Annotated in this window: 3 protein-coding genes; all 3 read left to right on the top strand. The window is 38.2% G+C overall.

Annotated features, from left to right (window positions below):
* The first annotated feature begins 145 nt into the window (after positions 1-145).
* Complete coding sequence (locus HZY94_RS09185) at positions 146-289, top strand: hypothetical protein (RefSeq protein ID WP_179925894.1); 144 nt, start codon at positions 146-148, stop codon at positions 287-289.
* A gap of 285 nt (positions 290-574) precedes the next feature.
* Positions 575-880 (top strand): hypothetical protein, encoded by a 306-nt coding sequence (locus HZY94_RS09180; RefSeq protein WP_179925893.1) that lies wholly within the window; start codon positions 575-577, stop codon positions 878-880.
* Positions 877-1,098 (top strand): hypothetical protein, encoded by a 222-nt coding sequence (locus HZY94_RS09175; RefSeq protein ID WP_179925892.1) that lies wholly within the window; start codon positions 877-879, stop codon positions 1,096-1,098. Before HZY94_RS09180 ends, HZY94_RS09175 begins: the two co-directional genes overlap by 4 nt.
* The last annotated feature ends 61 nt before the right edge of the window (positions 1,099-1,159 follow it).

Raw genomic sequence — 1,159 nt, 5'->3', positions numbered from 1 at the left:
GATGCGTCTATGATAAGTAGCGTAGTCTTTATTTCTAAGAGCTAATCTCAATTCAGTTTCTTGTTGTTTATCTAATTTCAATTTCATACAATCTATTATAATTCAAAATTCGATTTTTATTTAGTATTACATTTCCAGTGACGAAATGATTGGCCTTATTAAAATGATTCCTGCCACAGATTCTCCCTATGCTTATCTAGTGAAATCAATCGAAAATCTGATTGAGGAGCATCGTTTGGAACAGAAACTACAAGCTCACCGTATGGCAGAAGCTCATTATGGGACTTAAATTGACCTGGGTAAGTCATTAAACTGCTGAGATCCTTGACAATTGAATAGCCAACCACTGTCCTAATCCAGCGTACCTAAGCATAAAAGAAAAATGGGGGCGGTGAGAACTAGAAAATATATCTAGAGCTGGGTACAGTAACGTTAAGCCACAGGCCATTACTGCTTTGTAGGGTGAAGGAGTTTGCGGTTACTAGACTATAAACCGTGCGTAGAAAATACCGTGAAGAGCTTGCTCTTCCAGCACAGCGTGAGGTTCGCTTTGCATTTTTTGAAGGAGATGTTCATGAATGCTAAAAATAAAAAAATTGTAAGAATAAGGGATCTGAGGCAACTCGGACTTGAAGGGGGAGCAGTCGCTACCTTGGAGAACTCTAGTCAGGTTTCTTTGAAAAAAGATGTTGCCATTGAAAATATTAGGGGTTATGTTCAGGGTGAAATCCGTGATTTGAAGTTGAGGGTAGGCTATAAGGAGCTCTATCCTCGGATTCAGACGATCACTCGTCATGATGTCCTTGTCGCAAAAAGAAGTCAGTCTGGCCAGCTGATATTGACTGGCCAAGGCTTTACCAGAAAGGAAAAAAGAAAATGAATAAAACAGCTTTAGCTATCGCAACTGCCACAATTCTAACATTACCTACTTCTGTTACATTGGCAGAAGTGACAGAAGAGGTTATACCAATTCCTTCTACGGAAGTTGTTGATCCATCTACACCAGTAACACCAGAGGTTCCAGGAGAGGTAATACTTAACAAAAATCAAAATCTGAATTATAATAGATATTATGGAATTCACACAAGATCAAATTAATGAATTAAAATCAGCTCTCAAAAATAAACAACTTTCTGCTTATCACAACCGTATTCAAGCA

Source organism: Streptococcus danieliae (assembly GCF_013415245.1).
Taxonomy (GTDB): domain Bacteria; phylum Bacillota; class Bacilli; order Lactobacillales; family Streptococcaceae; genus Streptococcus; species Streptococcus danieliae_A.
This window is presented reverse-complemented; position numbering and strand designations above follow the sequence as displayed.

Bases quoted from the DNA above. Each gene is read 5' to 3' on its own strand.
- HZY94_RS09185 (WP_179925894.1), top strand. From the start codon at position 146: ATGATTGGCCTTATTAAAATGATTCCTGCCACAGATTCTCCCTATGCT.
- HZY94_RS09180 (WP_179925893.1), top strand. From the start codon at position 575: ATGAATGCTAAAAATAAAAAAATTGTAAGAATAAGGGATCTGAGGCAA.
- HZY94_RS09175 (WP_179925892.1), top strand. From the start codon at position 877: ATGAATAAAACAGCTTTAGCTATCGCAACTGCCACAATTCTAACATTA.